Here is a 16692-nt window from a genome sequence, read left to right as displayed (position 1 = left end):
TCTTCACCACATTTTCCCACTCTCGCCCCTGTCGGATCAACCGGCCATGCAAAGAGGGGCATGTGAGATGGCTAACAGTCTGAAGTCCGCGACGTTTCTGATCGAGAGCAAGCTGGCCGCCGCCGCGCGCGGCGACATCAACGCCTATTTCGATCTGGGGGTGGCATTTTCCACCGGGGGACACGGCGTCAACGTCGATCTGATCGAGGCGCACAAATGGTTCAACCTCGCCGCCGTGAAGGGGCATGAGGAAAGCCAATTGTGCCGCGCGGAAATCTCCGAGGAAATGACCGCACGGCAGATCGCCGAAGCCCAGCGCGAAGCCCGCGCCTGGCTCCAGCAGATCGCAGCGCGCGCCGCCTGACCTATTGCGCTGCCGGTTTGCGGTAGCGTTCGAACCAGGCGATGATTGCCGAGGCCTTGGCCGCGCTTTGCGATGGCCGCGCCGCGATGCCGCCATGGCTGGCGCCCGGAACCTTGACCAGAGCCGTCGGCACGCCGACCAGCTTGAGCGCGGTGTAATATTGCTCGGACTCGCTGACCGGGGTGCGGTAATCCTCGCTGCCGACCACCACCAGAGTCGGCGTCTTCACATTGGCGACGAGCGACAAGGGCGAGCGCGCCCAATAGCTTGCCTGATCCTCCCACGGCATCTTGCCGAACCAGTATTTCGCAAAGAACGCAGGCCCATCGGCGGTCAGCGCCTGGCTGGTCCAGTTGATCACCGGCTTCTGCGTCGCCGCCGCCTTGAAGCGGTCGGTCTTGCCGACGATCCAGCTGGTCAGCACCCCGCCGCCCGATCCGCCGGTGACGAACAATTGATCGGGATCAGCCACGCCCTCGGCAATCGCCTTGTCGACCATCGCGATCAGATCGTCATAATCATTGCCGGGATAGGCATGGTGGATGAGGTTTGCGAACTCTGCGCCGTAACTGGTTGATCCACGCGGGTTGACCGAGAGGACGGCATAGCCCGATGCGGCATAGAGCTGGTTGTCGGTGGAGAAATGCGGGCCATAAGCGGAGAACGGCCCGCCATGGATTTCGAGCACCAGCGGTACCCGCGTTCCCGGCACATGCCCCGGGGGAAGCGTCAGCCAGCCTTCGATCTCGCGGCCGTCAAAGGTCGATGCGGTGGTTACCTTGCGCACATCGCCCAGACGCTTGCTCGCCATCAGCGTGCTGTTGAACCGGGTGAGCGACCGGGTCTTGCCGCCGCTCGCCAGCATGACATCGGCAGGTTTGGTGGCATTGCCACCCGAATAGGCAATCGCGCCGGACTTCGCGACGCTGAACGATCCGCCCGAATAGGGCCGGTCGAGCGACGGGCCAGTCAGGCCGCGCACGATCTCGCGCACCGATCCGTCCATCCCGATGCGTGCGACCAAAGTCTCGCCATGGTCGTCATATTGCGCGATCAGCGCCTGGCCGTCGGGCGCCCAGACGAGCGTATCGATGCTGCGATCGAGCGAGGGTGCGACCGCGCGCTTGCCCGAGCCATCGCGGTTCATCACATAGGCCTGCGCGTTGTGATAGCCGAGCAATTTGTCGTCGAACCCCAGATAGGCAATTTTGCTGCCATCTGGGGAGACCACCGGCGACGCGTCCGGACCGTCGCGATCGGTGAGCGCTGCGATCGTGCCGCTGGCGATATCCAGCGCGTAGATCTCCGCATCGACCGGATCGCTTTCCCAGTTGGGCGAGCGGTTGCCCGAGAAGTAGAGCGTGCTGCCGTCCTTGCTCCAGGTCAGCCCGCCGCCGTCGTGATACTCGCCGAAGCTCAATTGGCGCGGCGCGCCGCCGGTGGCGGGAACGACGAAGATCTTGTCGAACCCGGGCTTGATATAGCCCGCGCCATCGGCGCGATAGGCGAGCATGTCATAGGTTTCGAGCGGCGCGGCCCAGGTCGCGCCCTCGGGCTTGTCGGGCGCCTTGCCCAGCCTGGGCCCTTCGGTAGCCACGAACAGGGTGTAGGCGATCTGCGTGCCATCAGGTGACCAGGCGATATTGCCGGGGCTTTCGGGAAGTCCCGTGATGCGTACCGCCTCTCCGCTCGCCATCCAGCGGACGTAGAGTTGCGGCGCGCCGCCCTCGGCGGTCGAGACATAGGCAAGACGCTTGCCATCGGGCGACCAGCGCGGCTGGCTGTGCCCGCCGGGGCCAGCGGCGACCGGGGTCATCCCGCCGCTCGCGGTGTTGACCAGCCAGATCGACAAGACAGCCTTGTCCGACATGATGTCGTTGGCGCGCCGGACGAAGGCGATTGCACTGCCATCGGGCGCGATCTGCGGATCGGCGGCGACCTCGAGCGAAAACAGGTCCTGGCCGGTCAGTCGGCTGTCAGGCGCGGCTTGGGCGAGCAGGGCAGTGGGGCTGGCGAACGCAAGCAGTAGGGCGGCATATCGAATGGTGCGCATGAGGTGTGGGGCTTTCTGCTGGTTGATCAGCGGGTTGCAGATACGCCAGCGTGCGCCGGGCACGCGCGTGCGTCAAGCCGCAGATGGACCGCGCTTGAACGGCAGCATCTCGGTCAGCATTTCGCGGTCGGCCTGCACAGCTGCGCGCTCGCGCTTGAGGAAATCGCCCACCGCGCGGCGGAAGCCGGGATCGGGGATATAGTGCGCCGACCATGTGATCTCGGGCGCATAGCCGCGCGCCATCTTGTGCCCGCCCTGCGCGCCAGCCTCAACCCGTGAGAGGCCGCGCGCCAGCGCCGCGTCGATCGCCTGGTAGTAGCAGAGCTCGAAATGCAGGAACGGCTTGTCCACCGTGCAGCCCCAATAACGGCCATAGAGCGTGTCGCTGCCGATGAAGTTGAGCGCGCCTGCGATCGGGCGGCCTTCGTACAGCGCAAGGATCAGCAGGATGCGGTCGGCCATCGTTTGCCCCATCAGGCTGAACGCCTCGCGGGTCAGATAAGGCTGGCCCCATTTGCGCGCGCCGGTGTCCTGGTAGAAGATCCAGAACGCGTCCCAATGCGCTTCGGTGATCATGTCCCCGGTGAGGTGGACGATCTCGACGCCCTCCTGCGCCTTGGCGCGCTCCTTGCGCAGATCCTTGCGCTTGCGCGAGGTCAGCGAGCCCAGAAAGCCCTCGAAATCGCCATAATTCTCGTCGTGCCAGTGAAACTGGGTGTCGGCGCGCAGCAGCCATCCGGCCTGCTCGAACAGCGGCAGTTGGGCGGGCTCGATGAAGGTCGCGTGGACCGAAGAAAGGTTGTTCTGTTCGGCAAGGTTCTGCGCGGCGGTCAGGATCGGCAGCGACCACACCGGATCGGCAAGCAGGATGCGCGGGCCGGTCGCGGGCGTGAACGGGACGGAAATCTGCAACTTGGGGTAATAGCTTCCCCCGGCATTCTCCCACGCGTGCGCCCAATTGTGGTCGAAGACATATTCGCCCTGGCTGTGGCTCTTGAGATAGGCGGGCAGCGCCGCGACCAGCCTGCCGTCTTCGCCCTTGATGGTGATCGGGGCAGGGGTCCAGCCGGTGCCGCGGCCGACGCTGCCCGAAGCTTCGAGCAGGCTGAGAAAGGCGTGGGAAACGAACGGGTTGTCGGTGCCCGCCAGCGCATCCCATTGACCCGCATCCAGCGCGGCGATGCTGCGGCCGACCTCGGCGGTGATCGCCTTTTCGCTCATGCGTGCGGGGAAGGGTCCGGCGCCAGGGCGCGTTCGTAGATCGGCGCATCGGCGTGGTCGGCGGCGATGGCGTGCTGTTCGTCGGTGCGCACCGTCCAGGTCAGCACGGGCAGGCCGCGGGCGCGCTGGGCTGCGGCAAAGCCGCTGGGAAGATCGCGAATGTCATAAGCGAGGAAATCGGGCTTGGCCTGCCAAAGATCAAGGTGGCGGCGCATCGTGCCCTTCCAGCCGTGCGAGCCTTCCTCGGTCATCACCAGCCCGCGCACGATGTGCGGCGCCTGCCGCCGGAACCAGGCAGAGACTGCCGGGTGGAAGCTCATGATCGCCGCCTTGCCGCCATAGCCTTCGAGCGCGCGGCGCACCGCAAGGCACAGGGGCGCAACATGGTCGGTCTCGGTCTTGATCTCGATCAGGATCGGCGCGCGCCCGCGCACCACGCCCAGAACCGCGCCGAGTTCTGCGATCGCGCCATTCTGGCCCATCAGCCGGATCTGCGTGAGCTCGGCGGCGGTCTTGCCATCGACCCGGCCCTGAGCCAGCGTCAGCCGGCTCAGCGAAAAGTCGTGAAATACCACCGCGCGGTTGTCGATGCTGCGCTGGACATCGCATTCGATGCCATGGCCGGCGGCGATCGCCGCGGTGAACGCGGGCAGGCCGTTTTCGAGCACAGGGCCCTGCCACATGCCGTCATGCAGACCGCGATGGGCGTAGGGCTGCTCTCCCAGCCAGGCGATGCGGCGGGGTTCGGGCGGCGGCGCCAGCCAGCCGTCAAGCAGGCCGAACGGCGACAATGGCATCGATCTCCACGGCGGCGCCCAGGGGCAGGACGGGAACGCCGACGGCGCTGCGCGCATGCTGGCCCGCCGCGCCGAACACCTGGACCATCAGGTCCGATGCGCCATTGGCGACCTTGGGCTGGGCGTTGAACTCGGGCGTGCTGGCGATGAAGGCGCCGAGCTTGACGATCCGCTCGACCCGGTCGAGCGAGCCCAGAGCCGCCTTCATCTGCGCGATCAGCATGATGCCGCAGGCGCGCGCGGCGGCCTCTCCGGCCTCGAGCGAGACATTCTCGCCCAGCCGTCCGGTGACGACCTTGCCGTCGATGAACGGCAGCTGGCCCGAGATGTAGAGCATGCCGCCCACTTCCACGGCGGGGACATAGGATGCGACGGGAGCGGCGGGCTGGGGCAGTTCGAGACCCAGTTCGGCGAGCTTTTGTTCAATGCTGTCAGTCATATGCTCGTATTCTCCAATGTGCTGGCCAGCGTCAAGCCGCGGCCTCGATGCCGGGGGCCGGGACACCCAGCGCGATGCGTTCCATCACCCAGTCGAGCGCGGCGGTCCAGCTGTCGATCCGCGCATGCGCATGGCCCGCAGTCGCCGCGCAGACGATGTGCGGCGCCAGCGCGGTCTCGCCGACCATATGCAGCCGCCAGACCTCGGGCGCGTGCTCGGCGGCCGATTCGTGATGCTGCGGCAGGTCGTCAACAAAGATCGCGACCGAAGGCGCGTGCTCGTCGACGATGCGCTTGAGCGGTTCGCCCTTGGGCCCCTGGTTGCACACGACGCGGTGGTGCAGCCCGAAGCGCGCAAGCTGCTCGCTGCGCGATTGCTGGCGGTGATCGTTGAGGTTGGTCAGGACCACGATGTCGGCATGCTCGCCGATCGCCTTCAATGCCTCGACCGCGCCGGGAATCGGCATCTGGCGGTGCATTTCGGTGTCGAAGAAGGCGTTGAGCAGCGGCCAGATGTCGCCGGGCTTCACCGCCTCGCGGGTCTTGCGATCGACCAGTGCCTTGGCAAAATCGCCGCCGGACATGTCGAACTCGATATCGTGCGCCTCGTCCAGCCAGTCGCGGAACGGCGCGACCATATACAGCAGCACCTCGTCGCAATCGGTGATCAGCAGCGGGCGGGGTGCCTTGGGAGAGGGGGTCATGTCGGGTCCGTTCGGTTTCAAGTCTGGCGTTCCAGCTGGATGCGGGCATTGACCAAGGCCGCGGGGCTCGCGCCGATGGCATCGGCAGCGGCGATCAGATCCGCCTCATGCCCTTCCAGATAGCGGATGAATTCCGCCAGAATGCGGGGGCTGGACGCGCCGGCGCGCAGGTCGTCCACGGTCATTCCGGTGAGCGATAGCAGCCTTTCGGCGCGCTCGCCATCGCCGAGCAGCCACGACAGCGCCAGCAGCGCCATGGTGGCCGGATCATGTGGGTCGCCCCTGTCTGACGGGGTATCTGGCCTGATTGTATCGGTCACGGCTTTGGCCTACATCCGCGTTCTGGTGGATAACGTCCGGCGCCCAATGCACCGGCAATTTGGATAAGCGGTTCAGTGGCAAAAAGAGTGCTGGTTGTCGAGGATAACGACCTTAATCGCAAACTTTTCTGCGATCTCCTCACCGCGCACGGCTTTGCCGTCGAGGGGCTGGCCGATGGCCGCGAGGTGATGGAACGCGCGCGGCAGTTCGTGCCCGGGCTGATCATCATGGATATTCAGCTGCCGCATATCAGCGGGCTGGAGCTGATCGAGGCGATCAAGGCCGATCGCGACCTGCGCCTCATCCCGATCATGGCGGTGACCGCTTATGCCGGCAAGGGTGATGAGGACCGGATTCGCGCCGCCGGAGCGGAGGGTTATGTCTCAAAGCCTGTGTCGATCGGCCCGTTCATGGCGGCGGTGAACGCGCTCGTGTAAAGCGCGCTCACCGGGCCGTGGTTCGGTTCAGATGCGTTCGATGATGATCGCAGGGGCCATGCCGCCCGCAGCGCACATCGTGATCAGGCCATAGCGACCGCCCGAGCGCTCGAGCTCATCGAGTGCGGTGCCGATCAGCATCGATCCGGTCGCGCCGATCGGATGGCCCAAGGCCATCGCGCCGCCGTTGATGTTGACCTTCTCGCGGTCGAGATCGAGATCGCGGATGAACTTTTCGGCGACCACCGAAAACGCCTCGTTGATTTCCCACACGTCGATGTCGTCCTTGGACAGGCCTGCGCGCTCCAGCGCCTTTTTCGCGGCGGGGACGGGCGCGTTGAGCATCAGCGTCGGGTCATCGCCCATGTTGACATAGGTGACGATCCGCGCGCGGGGCTTGAGCCCGTGCTTGTCGGCATAATCCTTCGAGGTGATCAGCACGGCAGCGGCGCCATCGACCACGCCCGAGCTGTTGCCCGCATGGTGCATATGCTCGATGGTGAGATCGGGATAGCGCCGGTTGATCTGCTTGCGGAAGGTGGTGCCGCCGATCTCGAAATCGGCCATGCCGGCAAAGGCGGGCTTCAATGCGGCAAGGCTTTCGGCGGTGGTGTCGGGGCGGGGGAACTCCTCGCGGTCGAGCGCGATGCTGCCGTCCGGGTTATACACCGGGACCACAGACTTGTCGAACCGGCCCTCTCGAATCGCGCGCGCGGCGCGCTGCTGGCTGACCAGGGCCAACGCATCCAATGCCTCGCGTGAAATGCCTTCCATCGATGCGATTGCATCGCCGCACACGCCCTGGTGCGACTGCGGGTGCAGTTCGTCGAGCGCGGGGTTGTGCGATCCCATCAGCGGCGGCGGCATCCCGGCATTGGCTTCGGCAGCGCCCACGGTCTGGGTGTAGCTCATCATCTCGGTGCCGCCCGCGATCACGCAATCTTCCATGCCTGACATCACCGCTGCGGTCGCGAGGTTCACCGAGGTGATGCCGCCGCCGCAGAAGCGGTCCAGCGTCATGCCGCTGGCCTTGACATCATAGCCTGCTGCGAGCGCGGACATGCGGCCAAGGTCGCCGCCCTGCTTGCCCTTCTGGGTCGAGGTCGACCAGATGACGTCGTCGACGGTGGCGGTGTCGAGATGGTTGCGGTCCTTGATCGCCTTGAGCACCGTCGCGGCCAGATCCTGCGGATGCAGGTGCGACAGCGCACCCTTGCCGGGCTTTCCGACCCCGCGCGGGGTGCGGACAGCGTCGATGATATAGGCGTCGGCCATGCTGGTATCCTCTCGGGTCTGGTTGATTTAACCGATCAGTTAAACCATCCCAAGGGCGCCAGCAAGCGTCAATTCAGGGCTTCGAGCTTCTCGTTGCATTCCAGCCAGGCAGCTTCTGCCTCGGCGAGCAGTTCGCCCAGCCGTGTGCGTTGCCGCGCCAGTTCGCTCATCGTCAGCTTGGCGTGTTCGGGCTTGGCGGAAGACGGATCGAACATCGCGCGGTCGATGTCCGAACACTGCGCCTGCAGCTCGGCGACGGCCTTTTCCGCTGTCTTGACCTTGTTCTCCATCTTGCGGATCTGGTCGCGGTGGAAGGCGTCGGCCTTCTTGTCCTTCTTGGACATCTTGTGCTTGGGATCGCCCTTGGGCTGGTTGATGCCCAGCACGAAGTCCATGTAGTCGCGCATCGATCCATTGTACTCGGTCGCGGTGCCTGCATCGACCAGCACCAGCCGGTCGGCGGTCAGCTCGACCATGTGACGGTCATGGCTGATCAGGATCACCGCGCCGTCATATTCGTTGAGCGCCTGCACCAAAGCCTCGCGCGCATCGACGTCCAAGTGGTTGGTGGGTTCGTCGAGGATCAGCAGGTGCGGAGCATCGCGGGTGATCAGCGCGAGCGCCAGTCTTGCGCGCTCGCCGCCCGACAGCGTGCCGACGCTCGACATCGCGCGGTTGCCCGAGAAGCCGAAGCGGCCCAGTTGCGCGCGCACGGCAGCAGGCGTCTTGCCCTTCATCGCGCGGGTCATCTGCTCGAGCGGGGTGCTGTCGGCCTCGAGCTCTTCGACCTGATACTGGGTGAAATAGCCGATCTGCATCTTGCCCGCGGTTTCCATCGCGCCTTCGAGCGCGGGAAGCTGCGCGGCGAGCAGGCGGGCGAGCGTGGTCTTGCCGTTGCCGTTGCGGCCCAGCAGCGCGATCCGGTCATCGGGATCGATGCGCAGATTGAGCCGCCGCAGGATGGGATTGTCCTCAGCATAGCCGACCGCTGCCAGATCGAGCGTGATCAGCGGGGGCTTGAGCTCGGACGGGCTGGGGAAATCGAACGACAGGCTCGGGTCTTCCATCAGCGCGGTGATCGGCTGCATCTTGGCGAGCATCTTGGCACGCGACTGCGCCTGCTTGGCGGTCGAGGCGCGGGCGCTGTTGCGCGCGACATAGTCCTGCAATTTGGCGCGCTGGGCATCCTGCGAGGCCTTTGCCGCCGCAAGTTGGGCTGCGCGTTCGGCGCGCTGGCGCTCGAAGCTGTCATAGCCGCCGGGATACAGCGTCACCTTCCCGCCCTGCAGGTGCAGGATGTGGTCGACCACGTTGTTGAGCAGATCGCGCTCGTGGCTGATGACGATCAGCGTCGCGGGGTAAGCCTTGAGGAAGTTCTCCAGCCACAAGGTCGCTTCGAGGTCGAGGTGGTTCGAGGGCTCGTCGAGCAGCAGCACGTCGGGCTGCGAGAACAGCAAGGCGCCCAGCGCAACCCGCATCTTCCAGCCGCCCGAAAAGCTGTCGAGCGGGCGGTTCTGCATTTCGTCGTCGAAGCCCAGCCCGGTGAGGATGATCGCGGCGCGCGATGGGGCGCTGTAGGCGTCGATGGCGAGCAGCCGTTCGTGGACATCGCCCAGCCGATCGGGATCGGTGCAGGTCTCGGCCTCTTCGAGCAGGCTCGTGCGCTCCACATCCGCGGCGAGCACGGTATCGAGCGGAGTCATCGCTCCGTGCGGCGCTTCCTGCGCGATATAGCCAAGTTTGGCGAGGCGCGGCATCTCGATCTCGCCGTCATCGGGCTCGAGCTCGCCGATCATCACCTTCATCAGCGTGGACTTGCCCGCGCCGTTGCGCCCGATCAGGCCGATGCGGCCGCCGGGGGGAATGGCTGCGGTTGCGCCGTCGAGGATCGTGCGGCCACCCAGCCGGACGGTGATGTTGTTCATTGCGAGCATGCACGCGCGCCTACCAGCCCGCAGCGCATTAGCCAAGCGGGGCGTTGTTGCATTGCAGCGAAAAGCCGCGATCAGCTTGCGGCCGGATGAACGGGGCGTGCTGGCTGATACACTTTGCGACACTTTTGTGCCCGATCCGGCAAAGCTGTGCGACAATGCGCCTCTAGAACGGGTCTCAAGGAAGTCGTCCTGGCCTCATCCCCCCCTTTGCACCGGTTGGGGCGGCTTCCTCCCCCTCAGGAATTGAACATGAAGGAATACCCCATGAAGAAGACCCTTATCGCAGGTGCCGCGCTGGCCGCGATGCTCACCGCCAGCATGGCTGTTGCGCAGCCCGCCGGTGGCAAGATGCGCGGCCCCGATGCCAATCAGGACGGCGTGATCACCCAGGCCGAGGTCCGCACCCAGGCGCAGACGATGTTCGCGCGGATGGACGTCAACAAGGACGGCAGGATCGACAAGGCCGATCGCGAAGCGCGTCAGGCCGAGCGCTTCAAGAAGCTCGACACCGATGGCAGCGGCGAAGTCAGCCTGGCCGAAATGACCGCAGCGCGCGAAGCCCGCGAGGCGAAACGCGCCGAACGCATGAGCATGCGCGCCGAAGCCGGCAAGGGCGAGCCCGGCGCTCGCCAGGGTGGCAAGTGGCGCGGTGGTCCCGGCAAGGGCATGCGCGGCGGCCATGCTCGCATGATGCGTCTCGACACCAACAAGGATGGCGCGATCACTCTGGCCGAGTTCGAGGCCGGTGCGCTGGAGCGCTTCAAGCGCCAGGACACCAACAACGATGGCCAGGTGACCAAGGCCGAGCGCGATGCTGCGCGCGAAGCGATGAAGCAGCGCTGGCAGGAAAAGCGCGCCAAGCCGGCGGGCTGATTTTTCCAGCCTTTGACGATCTTCCGGCTCCGGTGCAGGTTCCCCGCTGCACTGGGGCCGGTTGCCATTGATCCTCGTAACCGGCACATGCTGATCCACCATGAATGACTTGCCCCACATCCTGCTCGTCGACGACGAGCCCAGCTTGCGCGAACCGCTCGCCGAATATCTGGTGGGGCAGGGATTTGCCGTGACCGAGGCTGGCGATGCCGCCAGGGCGCGCACGCTGATGCGCGACCAGCGCTTTGCCATCCTGCTGCTCGATATCATGATGCCCGGCGAGGATGGCCTCAGCCTGTGTCGCCATGTCGCGGCGCAATCCGAAATCCCGGTGATCCTGATCACTGCCAAGGGCGAGGCGATGGACCGCATCATCGGGCTGGAGATCGGTGCCGACGATTATGTCGTCAAACCCTTCGACCCGCGCGAGCTGGTGGCACGCATCAAGACCGTTCTGCGCCGCGCCGCGCGCGTCCCGCAGACACCCGAGGACGAGGTCCAGGGGTTCGAATTCGACGGCTGGCGGCTCGACACGGTCAAGCGCCGCCTGACCGATCCCGATGGCGCGCTGGTGCCCATTTCTACCGCCGAGTTCAAGCTGTTGCAGGTGTTCTGCGAGCATGCCGGGCACGTGCTCAACCGCGACCAGTTGCTCGATCTTGCGCACGGCCGCGAGGCGCACCTGTTCGATCGCGCGATTGACAACCAGATCAGCCGCCTGCGCAAGAAGGTGGAGGCCGACAACCGCACCCCGCGGCTGATCAAGACCGTGTGGGGTGGCGGCTATACGCTCGCCGCCAAGGTCCGCCGTCTGGCCAACCCCGATACGCCATGAATATGCTCAAGCGGCCCAGTTTCAAGCGGTTGTGGCCGTCCAGCCTTGCCGGCCGCCTGCTGCTGACCATCGCGCTCGCGCTGCTGGTGGGGCAGCTGCTCAACGCGGTACTGCTGGTGCGGGCGCAGCGCGATCAGGCGATGGACCGGGTCGCGGCGGAAGCGGCGGTGCGGCTGATCGCTTCGACCGACCGGCTGGAGCAGGGCAGGCCGTTGCGCGAGCAGCGGCTCGGCCGGATGGGCCGCGCGCCCGGCCTCAGGATGCGGCGCACTGCGCTCGATCCGGTCAGCCCGATCACGCCTGCGATGCAGGCGATGCCCAAGATCGAACAGCGGTTGAACGCCATCCTGCCGAGCTATGGAGTCAATTATCGCGATATCCGGGCTGCAGCCATGCCCGCACCGCCCCGGCCGCGCCGCATGGACCGGCTGGCGGCGGAAATCGGCGGGCGCGATGACGAACGCATCCGCCAGCTCGCGGTGATCGCGATCGAGCGTCCCGACGGCCAGTGGCTCAGCGTGCGCGTTCCGGTGGCCGAGGCGTCGAATCGAATCGGCGTGACCATCATCGCGCAGACCGTGGTGCTGTATCTGGTGATGCTGGTGCCCCTGGTGTGGCTGACCCGCCGGATCGCGCGCTCGATGGGCGCGCTGCGCAATGGCGTGGCGCAGTTCGAGAAGACCCAGCAGGCGCAGCCGATAGAGCCTTCCGGCCCCAGCGACCTTGCCGATCTCACCCGCTCGTTCAACGCGATGAGCGCGCGGATTTCCGCGATGCTCAACGAGAAGGACGTGATGCTGGGCGCGATCGGGCATGATCTCAAGACGCCGCTCGCAGCGCTTCGGGTGCGGGTCGAATCGGTGCCCGATGACCGCCAGCGCTCACGCATGGTCGCCAGCATCGATGATATCACCCGCACGCTCGACGACATCTTGTCGCTGGCGCGGATCGGACGCACCGGCGAGGCGCCCGAGCCGGTCAATCTGGTCGCGCTGGTCGAGATGATCGCCGACGAGTACCGCGATCTGGGGCAGGACGTGGAGCTGGCCGAGTGCGAACGCATCGTCGCGCCGCTGCAGCTCACCTGGATCCGCCGCGCGCTGCGCAACGTCATCGGCAATGCGGTGCGTTACGGGTCACGCGCGCGGATCAGCATCGCGCGGCAGACGTCGAGCGTGGCAATCACCATCGACGATGATGGCCCGGGGATCGCCGACGATCAGATCGAGCGGATGTTCGAGCCCTTCACCCGTCTGGAAGCCTCGCGCAACATGGCAACCGGCGGCACGGGGCTGGGGCTGACACTCGCGCGCGCGGTCGCGCACCAGCATGGCGGCTCGCTGACCGTGCAGAACCGCCGCGGGGCGGGCGGCGCGATCGAAGGCCTTCGCGCAGTGCTGACGCTGCCGGTGGGCTGAGGTTTAGCGTCTAAACTCCGTCATTCCCGCGAACGCGGGAATCCCGCTGTTGCGCTCGGGCAGTGCTGGTAGCGGGACCCCCGCCTCCGCGGGGGTGACGAAGAACTTTGTCTGCGCGGTGTGCTTCCACGACCCGCAACACACCTTCCCCTTCGCGCACCCACCCGCTAGAGCATTGGCATGACGCACAGCCCTCCCACCACCGCCTATCCCGCCACCCGCCTGCGCCGCACGCGTTCTACGCGATGGAGCCGCGACATGGTCCGCGAGACCAGCCTGTCGCCTGCCAATCTGATCTGGCCTTTGTTTGTGACTGAGGGCGAAGGGGTCGAGGAGCCGATCGCCTCGCTGCCCGGCGTCTCGCGCTGGTCGGTCGATGGCATTGTGGAGCGCGCGAAGGAAGCGGCCGAGGCGGGGATCGCGTGCATCGCTCTGTTCCCCAACACCCAACCCGAACGCCGCAACCAGGACGGCGCCGAAGCGCTCAACCCCGACAATCTGATGTGCCGCGCGATCCGCGCGATCAAGGCCGAGCTTGGCGACCGAATCGGCGTGCTCACCGATGTCGCGCTCGATCCCTATACCGCGCACGGCCAGGACGGTCTGGTCGATGACGAAGGCTATGTGCTCAATGATGCCACGGTCAAAGTGCTGGTCGGCCAGGCACTCAACCAGGCGGCGGCAGGCGCGGACATCATCGCCCCGTCGGACATGATGGATGGCCGCATCGGGGAAATCCGCGCCGCGCTTGAGGCGCATGGCCATCACAATGTCCAGATCATGAGCTATGCCGCCAAATACGCCAGCGCGTTCTACGGCCCGTTCCGCGACGCGGTGGGCTCGTCTGGGCTGCTCAAGGGCGACAAGAAAAGCTATCAGATGGATCCGGCCAACGGCGACGAGGCGCTGCGCGAGGTCGCGATGGACATCGCAGAGGGCGCCGACAGCGTTATGGTCAAGCCGGGGCTCCCGTATCTCGATATCGCGGCACGCGTGAAGCAGACCTTCGGGCTGCCGACCTATGCCTATATGGTCTCGGGCGAATATGCCATGATCGAGGCAATGGCAGCCGCTGGCGCGGGCGACCGCGATGCGGTGGTGCTCGAAAGCCTGCTTGCCTTCCGCCGCGCAGGGTGCAGCGGGATATTGACCTATCATGCGCTCCACGCGGCCAGACTGCTGGCGAAGGGCTGACGGCATGCACGACGTTTCCATCATCAGCCTGCACGGCAAAACCCCGCGGATCCACGACAGCGCGTTCATCGCGCCGGGATGCCGGATCATCGGCGATGTCGAGATCGGCCCCGATGCCAGCATCTGGTACAACTGCGTGATCCGTGCCGACGTCAACCGCATCGTCATCGGTGCGCGCACCAATGTGCAGGACGGCACCGTCATCCATTGCGACAGCCCGCGCCCCGGTCAGCCCGAAGGCTTTCCGACGCTGATCGGCGAGGATGTGCTGATCGGCCACATGGCGATGATCCACGGCTGCGTGCTAGAGGATCGCGCGTTCGTCGGCCTGGGGTCGATCGTGATGGACGGCTGCCGAATCGGCGGCGATGCCATGCTGGCGGCGGGCGCGATGCTCACCCCTGGCAAGTCGATGCCCGGCGGGCAGCTCTGGGGCGGACGCCCGGCGCAGTTCATGCGCGATCTGCCCGAGCCTGCCATCGCCGGAATGCGGATCGGCGTGGCGCACTATGTCGAAAATGCCCGGGCGCACAAAGCCGCCGTTGACGGATCCTGATCCGGAAAGATACGAGCCATGTCGCCTGGCCTGATCGAACATCTGCCATGGATCTGCGCGCTGGTCGCCACGCTTGCGGCGCTCGAGCTGCTGCGCCGTCTGCGCAAGGTGCTGCGCGAAAACCTGGCGCTGCAGCGCGACCGCAACCGGGTAACGCTGTCGCTCGATCTTGCGCTCAGCGTCGGCCGGATCGGCAACTGGCAGTTCGAACGGTCGGAAACGTCGCTGCACTGGTCGGACGAGGTGTTCGCCATCCACCAGCGTGATCGGCGGCGCGGCCAGCCCGGCCTGCAGGAGGCGATCTGCTATTACCACCCCGACGACCGGTTGAAGGTCGCCGACGCCGTCCAGCGCTCGCTCGATCATGGCGAGGACTATGATTTTCGTGCGCGCATCATCACCGATGCCGGAGAAATGCGCGAGGTAATGTCGCGCGGAACCTGCCGCTATGGCCGCGATGGCACCACGATCGGCGTGATCGGCTTCATCATCGATCTGACATCCGGGCCGGTGGGACAGGACTGAGGATCCAGCTCAGCTCGTCCGGTAGTTGCGCGGGGGCACGAACCGCTCGCCGCGTGCCCGCGCCTGCATCGCCTCGTCGGCGATCGCGGTCTTGCGCTCGACCGCAGCGATGCGCGACTGGCGCCGTCGCGTCAGCCCGCCGCTTTCCTCGGTCAGCGCCATTGCGACCTTGCGGATCTGGTCGCCGCGCGTGCCGATCAGCAACGCGAGGAAAACCGAGGCGAGCGAGATGGAGAGGAATGAAATGAACACACTGTCTGGCGACATGCTGACCCCCTTTGGCGCTGAAGTTCAACAAGATGTGCGCATTGCTGGTTAAGCGCCCCTTGGCAGCAAGGGTTAAGAGGACGTTGACGACAGATTTATCTTCTCTTTACCTCTCGCGGTTGGGTCATGCACCAACCCCAGCTCCGCCGTGAAATGAAAGCCCGCCATGCCCACCCAGATCGCGCCCACCGTGCTGCTGCTTGCCATATCGAACATCTTCATGACCACCGCCTGGTACTGGCATCTCAAGGGCGGGACAGAGGCCGCGGCGGCGCGCCCGATCTTCTGGGTGATCGCGATCAGCTGGGGTATTGCGCTGGTCGAATACTGTTTTGCGGTTCCCGCCAACCGCATCGGCTTTGCGCATGGCTGGACGCCGGGTCAGCTCAAGATCGTGCAGGAGGCGCTCGCGCTGACCGTGTTCGGCGTGTTCATGGTCGCGGTGCTGGGCGAGGCGCTCAGCTGGCGGCATCTTGCGGCCTTTGGCTGTATCATGGCAGGGGTGGGTTTCCTGTTTGTTGGCAAATAGCCGTTACCGCCGCTGCGTGCGTTCCCACCTCGCATCCGTTTCCGCATTCTCTCCCTCCCTCAAAGCACAGGACCCCTCATGCCCGACAGCTACAGCCTGACCCTGTCCTGCGCCGACCAGCCCGGAATTGTCGCTGCAGTCGCCGGGTTCCTGGCCGGCAACCACGCCAATATTCTGGAATCGCAGCAGTATAACGACCGCATCGAAGACCGGTTCTTCATGCGGGTAAGCTTCGAGCTGCTTTCGGGTGCCGGGTCGATCGAGGCGTTTCGCGCCACCTTTGGAGAGGTCGCCGCGCGGCATGGCATGGAATGGTCGATCCGCGACATGGCGCAGCCGCGCCGGGTGCTGCTGCTGGTGTCGAAGTTCGATCACTGCCTGGGGGATCTTCTGTATCGCTCGCGCATCGGCGAGCTCAACATGGCGGTGACGGGAATCGTCTCCAATCATCCGCGCGAAGCGATCAGCCACACGATGATCGGCGACATCCCTTATCATCATCTGCCCGTGACCGCGGCGACCAAGCCCGCGCAGGAAGGCGCGATCCGCGCGATCATCGAGCAGACCGACACCGAACTGGTGGTGCTGGCGCGCTATATGCAGATCCTCTCGGACGAGATGGCGCGGTATCTGTCGGGGCGCTGCATCAACATCCACCACAGCTTCCTCCCCGGCTTCAAGGGGGCCAAGCCCTATCACCAGGCGTGGGAGCGGGGGGTGAAGATCATCGGCGCCACCGCGCATTATGTCACCGGTGATCTCGATGAGGGCCCGATCATCCATCAGGACGTCGAGAACATCAGCCACAGCGACACCCCCGACGATCTGGTGCGCAAGGGACGCGACATCGAGCGTCGCGTGCTCTCGCGCGCGGTGCGGTTCCATCTGGAGGACCGGGTGCTGGTCAACGGCAGCAAGACCGTGGTTTTCCACGACTGAATTGCGTCGGGC

At 65.6% G+C, this 16692-nt stretch carries 19 protein-coding genes; 10 read left to right on the top strand and 9 right to left on the bottom strand.

Annotation, left to right across the window (positions count from 1 at the left end):
• The first annotated feature begins 67 nt into the window (after nucleotides 1-67).
• Nucleotides 68-364: a sel1 repeat family protein gene (locus BSY18_RS09135; RefSeq protein ID WP_033926480.1), complete on the top strand. Its 297-nt coding sequence runs from the start codon at nucleotides 68-70 to the stop codon at nucleotides 362-364.
• 1 nt (nucleotide 365) lies between these two features.
• Here BSY18_RS09135 and BSY18_RS09130 read toward each other — a convergent pair whose 3' ends face one another.
• From BSY18_RS09130 to BSY18_RS09105, 6 genes are all read right to left on the bottom strand, one after another.
• Nucleotides 366-2417, bottom strand: a complete 2052-nt coding sequence (locus BSY18_RS09130) for a S9 family peptidase (protein WP_069051825.1) — start codon at nucleotides 2415-2417, stop codon at nucleotides 366-368.
• Between the two features lie 72 nt (nucleotides 2418-2489).
• Nucleotides 2490-3638 carry a GNAT family N-acetyltransferase gene (locus BSY18_RS09125; protein ID WP_069050381.1) on the bottom strand — a complete coding sequence of 383 codons (1149 nt, stop codon included), beginning with the start codon at nucleotides 3636-3638 and terminating at the stop codon, nucleotides 2490-2492.
• On the bottom strand, nucleotides 3635-4435 hold the full coding sequence (locus tag BSY18_RS09120; RefSeq protein WP_054134765.1) for a glycerophosphodiester phosphodiesterase family protein: 801 nt from the start codon (nucleotides 4433-4435) through the stop codon (nucleotides 3635-3637). The genes BSY18_RS09125 and BSY18_RS09120 overlap by 4 nt, the downstream gene beginning before the upstream one ends.
• A complete protein-coding gene (locus BSY18_RS09115) occupies nucleotides 4407-4874 on the bottom strand; it encodes a RidA family protein (RefSeq protein WP_054134764.1) in 468 nt (155 codons plus the stop codon). The genes BSY18_RS09120 and BSY18_RS09115 overlap by 29 nt, the downstream gene beginning before the upstream one ends.
• Before the next feature lie 31 nt (nucleotides 4875-4905).
• Nucleotides 4906-5577 (bottom strand): hypothetical protein, encoded by a 672-nt coding sequence (locus tag BSY18_RS09110; protein WP_069050380.1) that lies wholly within the window; start codon nucleotides 5575-5577, stop codon nucleotides 4906-4908.
• Between the two features lie 17 nt (nucleotides 5578-5594).
• The gene (locus tag BSY18_RS09105; protein WP_231683878.1) at nucleotides 5595-5897 is read right to left on the bottom strand and encodes a DUF3572 family protein; all 303 of its coding nucleotides are present in this window, start codon (nucleotides 5895-5897) and stop codon (nucleotides 5595-5597) included.
• A 75-nt stretch (nucleotides 5898-5972) separates the two neighbouring features.
• Here BSY18_RS09105 and BSY18_RS09100 point away from each other — a divergent pair, with 75 nt between their 5' ends.
• On the top strand, nucleotides 5973-6335 hold the full coding sequence (locus BSY18_RS09100; protein WP_054134761.1) for a response regulator: 363 nt from the start codon (nucleotides 5973-5975) through the stop codon (nucleotides 6333-6335).
• A gap of 27 nt (nucleotides 6336-6362) precedes the next feature.
• Here BSY18_RS09100 and BSY18_RS09095 read toward each other — a convergent pair whose 3' ends face one another.
• Both BSY18_RS09095 and BSY18_RS09090 read right to left on the bottom strand, forming a co-directional pair.
• Nucleotides 6363-7610, bottom strand: a complete 1248-nt coding sequence (locus tag BSY18_RS09095; RefSeq protein ID WP_069050379.1) for an acetyl-CoA C-acetyltransferase — start codon at nucleotides 7608-7610, stop codon at nucleotides 6363-6365.
• A 68-nt stretch (nucleotides 7611-7678) separates the two neighbouring features.
• Complete coding sequence (locus BSY18_RS09090; RefSeq protein WP_069050378.1) at nucleotides 7679-9544, bottom strand: ABC-F family ATP-binding cassette domain-containing protein; 1866 nt, start codon at nucleotides 9542-9544, stop codon at nucleotides 7679-7681.
• A 264-nt stretch (nucleotides 9545-9808) separates the two neighbouring features.
• On the opposite strand from BSY18_RS09090, the gene BSY18_RS09085 reads away from it, so the two are divergent.
• The 6 genes from BSY18_RS09085 to BSY18_RS09060 all read left to right on the top strand — a co-directional run bounded on the left by BSY18_RS09085 (nucleotide 9809) and on the right by BSY18_RS09060 (nucleotide 14945).
• Nucleotides 9809-10417, top strand: a complete 609-nt coding sequence (locus BSY18_RS09085; protein ID WP_069051823.1) for an EF-hand domain-containing protein — start codon at nucleotides 9809-9811, stop codon at nucleotides 10415-10417.
• A gap of 100 nt (nucleotides 10418-10517) precedes the next feature.
• Complete coding sequence (locus BSY18_RS09080; protein WP_069050377.1) at nucleotides 10518-11252, top strand: response regulator; 735 nt, start codon at nucleotides 10518-10520, stop codon at nucleotides 11250-11252.
• Nucleotides 11249-12670 carry a sensor histidine kinase gene (locus BSY18_RS09075; protein WP_069050376.1) on the top strand — a complete coding sequence of 474 codons (1422 nt, stop codon included), beginning with the start codon at nucleotides 11249-11251 and terminating at the stop codon, nucleotides 12668-12670. The genes BSY18_RS09080 and BSY18_RS09075 overlap by 4 nt, the downstream gene beginning before the upstream one ends.
• Nucleotides 12671-12850: 180 nt before the next feature.
• Nucleotides 12851-13864: a porphobilinogen synthase gene (gene hemB, locus BSY18_RS09070; RefSeq protein WP_069050375.1), complete on the top strand. Its 1014-nt coding sequence runs from the start codon at nucleotides 12851-12853 to the stop codon at nucleotides 13862-13864.
• A gap of 4 nt (nucleotides 13865-13868) precedes the next feature.
• The gene (locus tag BSY18_RS09065) at nucleotides 13869-14420 is read left to right on the top strand and encodes a gamma carbonic anhydrase family protein (RefSeq protein WP_054134754.1); all 552 of its coding nucleotides are present in this window, start codon (nucleotides 13869-13871) and stop codon (nucleotides 14418-14420) included.
• Nucleotides 14421-14438: 18 nt separating this feature from the next.
• A complete protein-coding gene (locus tag BSY18_RS09060; RefSeq protein WP_069050374.1) occupies nucleotides 14439-14945 on the top strand; it encodes a PAS domain-containing protein in 507 nt (168 codons plus the stop codon).
• Nucleotides 14946-14954: 9 nt separating this feature from the next.
• On the opposite strand, the gene BSY18_RS09055 is transcribed toward BSY18_RS09060, so the two are convergent.
• Nucleotides 14955-15212 carry a hypothetical protein gene (locus BSY18_RS09055; protein WP_054134752.1) on the bottom strand — a complete coding sequence of 86 codons (258 nt, stop codon included), beginning with the start codon at nucleotides 15210-15212 and terminating at the stop codon, nucleotides 14955-14957.
• A 166-nt stretch (nucleotides 15213-15378) separates the two neighbouring features.
• Between BSY18_RS09055 and BSY18_RS09050 the strand changes: the two genes are divergently transcribed.
• Nucleotides 15379-15741 carry a DMT family protein gene (locus tag BSY18_RS09050; protein ID WP_054134751.1) on the top strand — a complete coding sequence of 121 codons (363 nt, stop codon included), beginning with the start codon at nucleotides 15379-15381 and terminating at the stop codon, nucleotides 15739-15741.
• A 78-nt stretch (nucleotides 15742-15819) separates the two neighbouring features.
• Nucleotides 15820-16680 carry a formyltetrahydrofolate deformylase gene (purU, locus tag BSY18_RS09045; protein WP_069050373.1) on the top strand — a complete coding sequence of 287 codons (861 nt, stop codon included), beginning with the start codon at nucleotides 15820-15822 and terminating at the stop codon, nucleotides 16678-16680.
• The last annotated feature ends 12 nt before the right edge of the window (nucleotides 16681-16692 follow it).

Origin of the sequence: Blastomonas sp. RAC04, from assembly GCF_001713435.1 — a bacterium.
In the GTDB taxonomy this organism is placed as follows: Bacteria; Pseudomonadota; Alphaproteobacteria; order Sphingomonadales; family Sphingomonadaceae; genus Blastomonas; species Blastomonas fulva.
The sequence above is the reverse complement of the archived record's forward strand: the minus strand, read 5'-3'. Positions and strand labels throughout refer to the sequence as shown.

Bases quoted from the DNA above. Each gene is read 5' to 3' on its own strand.
- BSY18_RS09135 (WP_033926480.1), top strand. From the start codon at position 68: ATGGCTAACAGTCTGAAGTCCGCGACGTTTCTGATCGAGAGCAAGCTG.
- BSY18_RS09130 (WP_069051825.1), bottom strand. From the start codon at position 2,417: ATGCGCACCATTCGATATGCCGCCCTACTGCTTGCGTTCGCCAGCCCC.
- BSY18_RS09125 (WP_069050381.1), bottom strand. From the start codon at position 3,638: ATGAGCGAAAAGGCGATCACCGCCGAGGTCGGCCGCAGCATCGCCGCG.
- BSY18_RS09120 (WP_054134765.1), bottom strand. From the start codon at position 4,435: ATGCCATTGTCGCCGTTCGGCCTGCTTGACGGCTGGCTGGCGCCGCCG.
- BSY18_RS09115 (WP_054134764.1), bottom strand. From the start codon at position 4,874: ATGACTGACAGCATTGAACAAAAGCTCGCCGAACTGGGTCTCGAACTG.
- BSY18_RS09110 (WP_069050380.1), bottom strand. From the start codon at position 5,577: ATGACCCCCTCTCCCAAGGCACCCCGCCCGCTGCTGATCACCGATTGC.
- BSY18_RS09095 (WP_069050379.1), bottom strand. From the start codon at position 7,610: ATGGCCGACGCCTATATCATCGACGCTGTCCGCACCCCGCGCGGGGTC.
- BSY18_RS09090 (WP_069050378.1), bottom strand. From the start codon at position 9,544: ATGCTCGCAATGAACAACATCACCGTCCGGCTGGGTGGCCGCACGATC.
- BSY18_RS09085 (WP_069051823.1), top strand. From the start codon at position 9,809: ATGAAGAAGACCCTTATCGCAGGTGCCGCGCTGGCCGCGATGCTCACC.
- BSY18_RS09080 (WP_069050377.1), top strand. From the start codon at position 10,518: ATGAATGACTTGCCCCACATCCTGCTCGTCGACGACGAGCCCAGCTTG.
- BSY18_RS09075 (WP_069050376.1), top strand. From the start codon at position 11,249: ATGAATATGCTCAAGCGGCCCAGTTTCAAGCGGTTGTGGCCGTCCAGC.
- hemB (WP_069050375.1), top strand. From the start codon at position 12,851: ATGACGCACAGCCCTCCCACCACCGCCTATCCCGCCACCCGCCTGCGC.
- BSY18_RS09065 (WP_054134754.1), top strand. From the start codon at position 13,869: ATGCACGACGTTTCCATCATCAGCCTGCACGGCAAAACCCCGCGGATC.
- BSY18_RS09060 (WP_069050374.1), top strand. From the start codon at position 14,439: ATGTCGCCTGGCCTGATCGAACATCTGCCATGGATCTGCGCGCTGGTC.
- BSY18_RS09055 (WP_054134752.1), bottom strand. From the start codon at position 15,212: ATGTCGCCAGACAGTGTGTTCATTTCATTCCTCTCCATCTCGCTCGCC.
- BSY18_RS09050 (WP_054134751.1), top strand. From the start codon at position 15,379: ATGCCCACCCAGATCGCGCCCACCGTGCTGCTGCTTGCCATATCGAAC.
- purU (WP_069050373.1), top strand. From the start codon at position 15,820: ATGCCCGACAGCTACAGCCTGACCCTGTCCTGCGCCGACCAGCCCGGA.